The organism is Gemmatimonadota bacterium (assembly GCA_039715185.1).
Taxonomy (GTDB): domain Bacteria; phylum Gemmatimonadota; class Gemmatimonadetes; order Longimicrobiales; family RSA9; genus DATHRK01.
Genome location: JBDLIA010000011.1, coordinates 44,330 through 53,182 on the forward strand (window position 1 = coordinate 44,330; position 8,853 = coordinate 53,182).

The following is an 8,853-nucleotide window of genomic DNA, read 5'->3' on the forward strand; positions in this document are numbered from 1 at the left end:
CGCGCATGACCCGACTTTCCGACCAGAAGTCCGATGCGTTGAAGATCCTGGTCATCGACGACGAGGAGGGTCTGGCGCGGAGTTGTGCCCAGATCGCGCGCGCGGAAGGTCACGAAGTCCACATCGCGCACCGAGCCGACGAAGGCAGGCGCATGGCGCGAGCGTTCCGGCCGGAGATCGTGCTGTGCGATGTCGTCCTCCCGGACGCCAATGGACTCGACATCCTCAAAGACCTTCGCGCCGAGGCTCCGGACGCGCTGGTGATCATGATCACCGGGTTCGCCACCGTCGACGCCAGCGTGGAGGCGCTCGACCTGGGCGCCTACGACTACATCCCGAAGCCATTCACGGCGATGCAGCTGCGCATCCTGTTGGGGCGGGCTTCCATCCAGGCGCGCCTCGCCCGCGACAACAGGCGGCTGCGAGCCCAGCTGTTGGATGGAGGGGTCGGGTCGGACCGCGCCGTGGGGAGCTCGCCTGCCATGCTGGAGCTCATGGAGCGGGTGCGTCGGGTCGCGGCGACCGAGGCGAGCGTGCTGATCAGCGGTGAGAGCGGGACCGGCAAGGAGCTCGTCGCGCGGGCGCTGCACGCGAACAGCGCGCGGGCCGAGCACCCGTTCGTTGCCGTGAATTGCGCCGCCGTTCCCTCGGACCTGCTCGAATCGGAGCTGTTCGGACACGTCGAGGGCGCGTTCACCGGCGCCCGCGAGGCGCGCGTGGGCCTCATGGAATCGGCGGCCGGCGGCACGTTCTTCCTGGATGAGATCTGTGAGATGGGGAACGACCTCCAGGCCAAGATGTTACGCGCATTGCAGGAACGACGCGTGCGCCCGGTGGGCGGTCGCGACGAGGTGGAGCTGGACATTCGAGTGCTGGCCGCCACGAACCGCGACCCCGAACAGGCGGTGCGGGACGGGCTCCTCAGGGACGACCTGTACTTTCGCCTGAACGTGGTGCCCATTCGGGTGCCGGCGCTGCGCGACCGGCGGGATGACGTAGAGCTTCTCGCGGCACACTTTCTGGAGCGATTCTGCGCCCGGTACGGCCGTCGGCTGACGCTGACGGGCGATGCCATCGAGGCCCTGCGGGCTTACCGCTGGCCGGGCAACGTGCGCGAACTCCAGAACGCCATCGAGCGAGTGGTGTCTCTGGCGGTGGACGACGCCTCGATCGATGCCCTGGCGCTACCGCCGGAGATCAGGGCGGAGCGCAGCGGGCCGGCCGAGGGCGCGGAGGCGCCCAGCGGCCCGCTCGCACCCTACCACGTCGCCAAGGAGGGAGTGGTAGATCGCTTCGAGAGGCTGTACCTGCGCAGGCTCCTCGACGAGCACGGTGGCAACGTCTCCGCAGCGGCCCGAACGGCTGGGCTGTCACGCCGCACCGTCCATCGACTGCTGGCCAAGCACGAGCTGGACATCGGCGTGTCCGGATCGGCCTAGTGGGTCAGCAGCGCACGCACGACGGCGCCCGGGTCCGGGGCTGACATGAGCGCGCTCACCGCCGCGACGCCCACCACCCCCGCGGCGAGCGCCAGCCCCGCGTTGGCCGGCGTGATCCCTCCTATCGCCACGACTGGCACCGTGCTCGCGGCCACGACGCGGGCCAGCCCGTCCGGACCGATCCGCTCCCCGGCCGCCTCTACTTTGCTACTCGTCCCGAACACCGCTCCGCAGCCGATGTAGTCGACTCCCAGCCGCGCGGCACCCGCCGCGGCGCGCGCGGAATCCGTCGACCAGCCTATGAGGAACCCGTCCGGCACCACGCGGCGAACCGCGTCAGGAGGCACGTCGTCGGGGCCCAGGTGCACGCCGTCCGCGCCGCACGCCAGCGCGATGTCGGCTCGGTCGTTCACGAAGAAGAGTGCGCCGTGCCTGGCGCAAAGCGCCCGCAGTCCGCGGGCCCGCCCGAGCAAGGCGCCATCGTCGGATCGCTTGTCCCTGAGTTGCACCGCGGGCGCCCCGGCCTCGAGACACGCCGCCACCACTTGTTCGGTCGATCGGGGGGCGGCGAGCTCGTCGTCGGTGACGACGATCAGGCGGAGGTCCGCCGTCACGGGGCCGGCGGTCCCCCGGCCCTGCGGTCGCGTCGAATCTGCCTGATCGCCCGATTGTGCTCGGCGAGGGTGCGCGTGAAGACGTGCGATCCGTCGGGGCGGGCGACGAAGTAGAGGAACGGGACGTCGGCTGGGTTGAGCGAGGCGTCGATCGCCTCCTCGCTGGGCGATCCGATCGGGCCCGGGGGCAGGCCCGGGTGCGCGTAGGTGTTGTAGGGGCTGTCCGCGACCGAGTCGATGTGCGCGTTCAGAAGCCGCTCGCGCCAGGGGCCGCCCAGTGCGTACTGCACGGTGGGGTCCGCCTGCAGGGCCATGCCGATGCGCAGACGATTCCGGTAAACCGCGGCGATCGTCCCGAGCTCGCTCCGCCGCCTGGCTTCTCGCTCGACGATCGACGCGAGCGTGGTCACCTCCCGCCGGTCAAACCCGGCGGCCAGCGCCGCGGTGTCTCGCGCCGGCGTCCAGACTCGACGGTAGCGGTCGATGGCCACCGCGAGCGCGTCCTCGGGGCCCGACTCCACCGGGACGAGATAGGTCGCGGGGTAGACGTACCCCTCCAGCGTGGGGCCCGGCACGGCCCACCGTTCGGCCGCTCCCGCCTCCGTCAGGAGCGCGAGCACGGAATCGACCGGCGTGGGTCCGAAGTTGGACAGGATCTCGGCGATTCGGGCGAGGTCCCAGCCCTCCGGAATGACGAAGCTGGTCAGCACGATGTCGCCGGTGGTGAGCTTGGCGAACACCGAGTCCCACCCCGTCCCGGTCCGGAACTCGTAGGTGCCCGGACGGACGCGCGCCGCGGCGTCGCCGAAGCGGGCGTAGACGCGCAGCAGCCTCGGCGAGCGGACCAGCCCGTGGGCCTCCAGCGAGTCGACGACCGCGGCGAACGGCGAGCCGGGCGGAATGTAGACTCTTTGCGGCTCTCCGGTGCCTGCGCCCGAGCAGCCCGCCAGCGTCGCGGTGAACACGGCGGTCGCCAGCAAGGCGCGCCAACCGACGCTCGCGAAGCGGCGTGAAGTCATGCCCGTCCGCGCCGGTCGAGGTGGCGCTGAAGGATGAGCGTGGCGGCCGCGGCGTCGACGCGTCCCTTTTCCTCACGGCGCGACTTGGGCAGCCCCACCGATCTCACCGCTCGTTCGGCCTCCACCGAGGTAAGACGCTCGTCGATCCAGAACACGGGGAGGCCCGTACGCTCCGCGAGGCGCTCGCCGAAGCGCCGCACCTCCAGCGTCCAGGGGCTCTCCGAGCCGTCGAGCGCGAGGGGCAGCCCCACGACGATCTCGACGGCCTCGCGCTCCTCGGCCAGCCGGGACAGGGCCTCGACGGGGGGGCGCTTGCCCCTGCGTCTCTTCACGGTGGGCAGCGGCGAGGCGATGGTCGCCGTGGGGTCGCTGAGCGCGAGCCCGATCCGCCTCTCGCCGTAGTCCACCCCCATGATCCGCCCCGTGCGCGCAGGTGCTGTCTCGATCAGCCCAGCGCCCCCAACGCGCTCTCCGCGGCGCGCCCCTGGAGGAGCGCCGCGTGGACCGCCGCGATGGCCTCCTGGCCGCCGAACAGGAAGCGGCACTCGCCGTCGCCCTGAGACCGGCACGCCACCTCGAGAACCGCCACCGGTCCGGCGTCGACGCCGGCCAGCAGGCCCGCGATCACCCCGGCGGAAAGAAAGCAATCGGGCCGGCTTCCCCCCTCGTCGATCTCGGCGCTGTCCGCGGTGACGAGCTCGCCGGCCCCCGCGTGCACCGTCCGGTGCGTGAAGTCTCCCCAGCCTCGTCCCCGCAGCTCACCCAGCACGCGCCCCCAGAACGCCGACGGCGCCAGGTCCGCGGGATCGCCGTCGAGCGCCATGTCCGCGTAGATGGCGCGCCCCAGAGCCACTCCGGCCCGCTGTAAGGCCCGCGCCCCGGCGTCCGCGTCGCACGAAGAGCGCACCGCGGCCCTGAGCGCCGACAGACCCTCGACGGGAAGGCGCACCTCCCGGGCGGTCTGACCTCTCATTCGTTCCTCATCCGTTCTCGTCTGGCGTCGTCGCGGCGTCGCCTTCGCGGCGCAGCCGTTCCTCCGACCACTCCGAGACCCCGAGAGAGCGCGCGCGTTCCAGCTTGGAGCCGGCGTTCTCGCCCGCCACCAGGACATCGGTTCTGCCGGACACGCTGCCGCTCACGCGGCCGCCGCGAGCCTCGACGAATTGTTTCGCCTCGGCACGGCTCAGCGACGGCAGCGTACCCGTGATCACGAACGTCATGCCTTCGAAGGGTCGGTGAGCGGAGCGGTCGACGGGCTCGGTCAGGTTCACCCCGAAGGCGCGCAGCCGCTCGATCCGCGCTCGATTGTCGGGCCGCTCGAAGTAGTCCACGATGGCTTCGGCCATGACGTCTCCGATCCCGAAGATGCCTGCCAGCGTCTCGCGGTCCGCGTCCATGAGCGCGTCGACGGTCTCGAACCGCTTCGCGAGGATCCGGGCGGCGCTGGTGCCCACGTGGCGGATTCCGAGCGCGACCAGTTGCCGGCTGAGCGGCAGCTCCCTGCTGGCCGCGATGGCGTCCACCAGGTTGCGAGCCGAAACATCGGCGAACCCCTCCAGCCCGGCGAGCTGCGCGGCGCTCAACGCGTACAGGTCGGCCGGATCGGAAACGAGCCGCTCCGCCAGCAATTGGCGCACGGTCCTCTCCCCCAGGCCGCGGATGTCCAGCGCGCCGCGCGACCCGTAGTGCACGAGGGTCCAGAAGATGCGCTCGGGGCAGGCGACGTTGGGGCAGTACACGGCCACCTCGTCTTCGGGGGCCTCGACCGGCGTGTCGCAGAACGGACACCTGTCCGGGATTACGAACGGCTCTTCCTTGCCCGAGCGGCGGTCGACGAGCGCCTCGACCACCTGCGGGATGACCTCCCCGGCCCGCTTGATCACGACGAAGTCCCCTGCGCGGAAGTCCTTGCGGGCTATCTCGTCGAAATTGTGCAGCGTGGCGAGCTTGACCGTCACTCCACCCACCTGCACCGGGGCCAGACGGGCAAAGGGGTTGAGCGTGCCCGTGCGGCCGACGTTTATGTCGATCTTCTCCAGCCGGGTGACCGCCGTCTCCGGCGCGAACTTGTAGGCAATGGCCCAGCGCGGCTCGCGCTCGCCACGGACGCCCACTTCCTCCCACAGGGCGCGCTCGTCCAGCTTGATGACGACGCCGTCCACGCCGTAGCCGAGCTCGCCTCGGCGCTCCTCGACGTCGCGCGCGAACGACAGCGCCGCCGCCAGCGTCTTGCAGCGCCGACGATCCGGATTGACCGGGAACCCCAGGGACACGAGCAGCTCCAGCGTCTCCCACTGGCTCGCGCGCGGCGGAGCCTCCGTTTCGGCCGGGTCCGGCGCCAGCTGAAAGCTGTAGAAACGGAGCGGTCGCCCGGCGGTGAGGCGCGGGTCCAACTGGCGCAGGCTTCCCGCGGCCGCGTTGCGGGGGTTCGCCAGCACCGGCTCCCCGCGCTCTTCCCGGTAGGCGTTCAGCGCGTCGAACTCGGCCGTCGGAATGTAGACCTCGCCGCGCACCTCGAAGCGCCTGGGCAGCGAAGAGGGAAGGTTGGCCAGCTCGAGCGGCACGTCGCGGACGGTGCGCAGGTTGTGGGTCACGTCCTCGCCGGTGCGTCCGTTGCCGCGGGTCGCCCCGCGCACCAACTCGCCGTCCTCGTAGAGCAGCGCCACGGCGGCGCCGTCGATCTTCATCTCGGCGACGTAGGGGCCGGTCCCGGCCTCCGCCGCTATCCGTTCGTTGCTCTCCTGCCAGGCGAGCAGATCCGCTTCGTCGAACGCGTTGGCCAGCGACAGCATGGGGTTCAGGTGGCGCACCTTGGTCAGCCCCGAGACCGGCTCGGCGCCGACGCGGACGGTGGGCGAGTCGGACGTGCGAATCTCGGGGTGCCGTTCCTCGATGTCCGCCAGCTCGCGATACAGGAGATCGTACTCGGCGTCGGTCAGGGTGGGGGCGTCGGCGAGGTAGTACTCGCGCGAGGCCTGGTTCAGGACCTTCCGGAGGGCCGCGGCGCGCGCCCCGGGATCGGCTGGGTCGGCCCGCCCAACCAGGGCCGCGATACGCGCGGCCGATGCCTCCGTCACGCGCCGAGCGGGGCTGGTCCGACCACCTCGGACGCGCGCACGATCCGGTCGCGCCCTCCTTCCTTGGCCGCGTAGAGCGCGCGGTCCGCGGCCTCGATCAGGGTGCGGGCGTCGGTCACGTTGCGCGCCGGCCAGGACGCGATGCCTCCCGAGATGGTCATGCTGATCGAAGGCTGGCCGTCGAGGGGGAACGTCGCCCCGGCGACGGCCGCTCGTACGCGCTCGGCGAACACCGCCGCGTCGTGCAACTCGGTGCCGGGAAGCACCGCGATGAACTCCTCGCCCCCGTATCGACCCAGCACGTCGACCTCGCGCGCCGTTTCGCGGAGAATGTCGGACACGGCCCGGAGGACGGAATCTCCGGCCTGGTGGCCGTACCTGTCGTTCACCGACTTGAACCGATCCAGGTCGAACATCGCGACCGATATCGGCTCGTGCGTGCGCATGCTGCGATCGAACTCGCGCACGAGCACCTCGTGGATGTGACGGTGATTGTAGAGCCCCGTCAGCCCGTCGCTGATGCTCAGGTGCTCCAGCTTCCGGTTGGACGCCTCCAGCTGATCCTGCAGCTTCTTGATCCGCAGCATCGAGCGGACCCTCGCCTCGAGCTCCGGGAAGTTGATCGGCTTGGTCAGGTAGTCATCCGCCCCCGCGTCGAGGCCCGTCACTTTGTCCCGCGTGGAGTCGCGTGCGGTGACGAGGATGATGGGCACGTAGGGGACCTGTTCGTCGGCGCGGATGCGGCGGGCCACCTCGTAGCCGTCTATCCCCGGCAGCATCACGTCCAGCAGCACCAGGTCGGGCGTGTCCTTCCTGAACTGGGCGAGCGCGCCGTCGCCCGTGGCGACGGTGTCGACCCGGTAGCCCAGGAACTCCAGCCGCGTCGAGACGATGTCCAGGTTGTCCAGATTATCGTCCACGAGCAGGATGTGCCCCTGGAGTGCTTCATCCATGCCGCTGGACCGCTCGGTCATTCGAATCTCGGGTTCGGGCCCTGGTGGCGGTCACGCCGTTGACGGTGCAGAATGGCAGACGCTCGCGAGCCGTGGCAAGGAGGTCGGCTCGCCGAGTCCGTGGCCCCCACAACCTGTGCGGCTATGCGGTACGAAGAAGAGCCTCGAGCGTTCAATCTGCTGGCCGGGCTGGCCCTCGGGCTGGCCTTCGGCGCCAGCGTGGCGCTGCTGCTGTCGCTGGACCTGACCCATCCTCGCGGTGGAACTCGGCGCGGCGCCTCCCCGGCGGTTCGCCGACCTCTGTGACCCTGACGCCCTACGAGCTCATCCGTCGCAAGCGCGACGGAGAACACCTGGCGTCCGCGGAGCTGGCGGAGTTCCTGGACCGATACGCCCAGGACCGCGTGCCCGACTACCAGATGGCGGCGTTCCTCATGGCCGTCTACGTGCACGGGCTGAGCGGCATAGAGCTGGACGCCATGGTCCAGGCCACCCTCGACTCCGGCACCGTTCTCGATCTGTCGGACATCCCCGGGCCCAAGGTGGACAAGCACTCGACCGGTGGCGTCGGCGACAAGGTATCGCTCGTCCTCGCGCCGCTCGCCGCCAGCCTCGGCCTGCGGGTGCCGATGATGAGCGGCCGGGGGCTCGGCCACACCGGCGGCACGTTGGACAAGCTGGAGAGCATCCCGGGCTTCCGCACCGACCTGTCGATCGAGCGCATGCGCTCCCAGCTCGCCACCATCGGCTGCGCGCTGATAGGCCCCAGCCAGGATCTCGCGCCGCTGGACGGACGCCTCTACGCGCTGCGCAACGCCACCGCCACGGTGGCGTCGATCCCGCTGATCGCCGCGAGCATCATGAGCAAGAAGATCGCGGAGGGGGCCGAGGGGCTCGTCCTGAACCTGACGCGCGGGGAAGGGGGCTTCATCCCCGATCTGGCGCGGCTCGAAGAGCTGGGCCGGACCATGATCGCCATCGGCGCCGAGCACGGGTGCGCGGTAACCGCGTTCGTGACCGCGATGGACCGGCCGCTGGGGCGCGCCGTCGGCAATGCCCTGGAGGTGGAAGAGGCGATGGCCGCGCTGCGCGGCGACGGACCCGACGACCTGCGCGAGGTGACGCTGGCGCTGGCCGCCGAAATGCTGGTCGTGGGGGGATTGCGACAGGACTCCGCGCTGGCTGGCGCGGACGTCGCGGAAGCGCTCGACTCCGGCCGCGCCGCCCGCACCATGGAGCGCATAGTGGAGGCGCAGGATGGCGACCCGCGCGTGGTGACGACCCCTGGCCTGCTCGCCACCGCGCCGGTGCGGCGGCCCGTTCTCGCGGTTGACGCGGGCTGGGTCCACGCCGTGCGGGCCCTGACCATCGGCCGGGCGGCCGTGGCGTTGGGAGCCGGCGCGCGGTCGCTGGAGGAGAGCATCGATCCGGCGGTCGGCTTCGAGGTGTTGGTGAGCCCCGGGGACCGGGTGGAGGCGGGCGCCGAACTAGGGATCGTGCACGCGGCCGACGACGGCGCAGCGCGGGAAGCGGAGCGGGCGCTGCTGGCGTCGATCCCCATCGCCCGGGAGCCGGGGCCGGAGCCGCTCCCCCTGATCTCCCACCGCGTCGACGCGGACGGCGCCCACGCGATCGAGGCCTAGCGGCCGGCGCCTAGTGTACCGTTGCAGAAGTCCCGTAGGCATTCGGCCCGCGCTGCATCCCGCGGATGCGGCGTTGGAACTCCTTGCCGTAGCGACGGCTACGGCGCG

Annotated in this window: 9 protein-coding genes; 3 read left to right on the forward strand and 6 right to left on the reverse strand. The window is 71.1% G+C overall.

The features are described from left to right. Positions 1-5 precede the first annotated feature (5 nt). Entirely contained in the window at positions 6-1,439 is a 1,434-nt protein-coding gene (locus tag ABFS34_03810; GenBank protein MEN8374550.1) for a sigma-54 dependent transcriptional regulator, read from the forward strand. Here ABFS34_03810 and thiE read toward each other — a convergent pair. Genes thiE through ABFS34_03840 form a run of 6 tightly spaced genes read right to left on the reverse strand, consistent with a single transcriptional unit; the run spans position 1,436 to position 7,123 of the window. Further along, entirely contained in the window at positions 1,436-2,053 is a 618-nt protein-coding gene (gene thiE / locus ABFS34_03815; protein MEN8374551.1) for a thiamine phosphate synthase, read from the reverse strand. The genes ABFS34_03810 and thiE overlap by 4 nt on opposite strands. Continuing rightward, positions 2,050-3,072, reverse strand: a complete 1,023-nt coding sequence (gene mltG, locus ABFS34_03820; GenBank protein MEN8374552.1) for an endolytic transglycosylase MltG — start codon at positions 3,070-3,072, stop codon at positions 2,050-2,052. Before mltG ends, thiE begins: the two co-directional genes overlap by 4 nt. Further along, positions 3,069-3,485, reverse strand: coding sequence for a Holliday junction resolvase RuvX (gene ruvX, locus ABFS34_03825; protein ID MEN8374553.1), 417 nt, complete (start codon positions 3,483-3,485; stop codon positions 3,069-3,071). Before ruvX ends, mltG begins: the two co-directional genes overlap by 4 nt. A gap of 32 nt (positions 3,486-3,517) precedes the next feature. Further along, complete coding sequence (locus ABFS34_03830) at positions 3,518-4,045, reverse strand: V4R domain-containing protein (GenBank protein MEN8374554.1); 528 nt, start codon at positions 4,043-4,045, stop codon at positions 3,518-3,520. Positions 4,046-4,052: 7 nt separating this feature from the next. Next, positions 4,053-6,149: an NAD-dependent DNA ligase LigA gene (gene ligA / locus ABFS34_03835; GenBank protein MEN8374555.1), complete on the reverse strand. Its 2,097-nt coding sequence runs from the start codon at positions 6,147-6,149 to the stop codon at positions 4,053-4,055. Next, positions 6,146-7,123 carry a diguanylate cyclase gene (locus ABFS34_03840; GenBank protein MEN8374556.1) on the reverse strand — a complete coding sequence of 326 codons (978 nt, stop codon included), beginning with the start codon at positions 7,121-7,123 and terminating at the stop codon, positions 6,146-6,148. Before ABFS34_03840 ends, ligA begins: the two co-directional genes overlap by 4 nt. A gap of 123 nt (positions 7,124-7,246) precedes the next feature. On the opposite strand from ABFS34_03840, the gene ABFS34_03845 reads away from it, so the two are divergent. Both ABFS34_03845 and ABFS34_03850 read left to right on the forward strand, forming a co-directional pair. Then, positions 7,247-7,408, forward strand: a complete 162-nt coding sequence (locus ABFS34_03845) for a hypothetical protein (GenBank protein ID MEN8374557.1) — start codon at positions 7,247-7,249, stop codon at positions 7,406-7,408. Further along, entirely contained in the window at positions 7,405-8,745 is a 1,341-nt protein-coding gene (locus ABFS34_03850) for a thymidine phosphorylase (GenBank protein ID MEN8374558.1), read from the forward strand. The genes ABFS34_03845 and ABFS34_03850 overlap by 4 nt, the downstream gene beginning before the upstream one ends. The last annotated feature ends 108 nt before the right edge of the window (positions 8,746-8,853 follow it).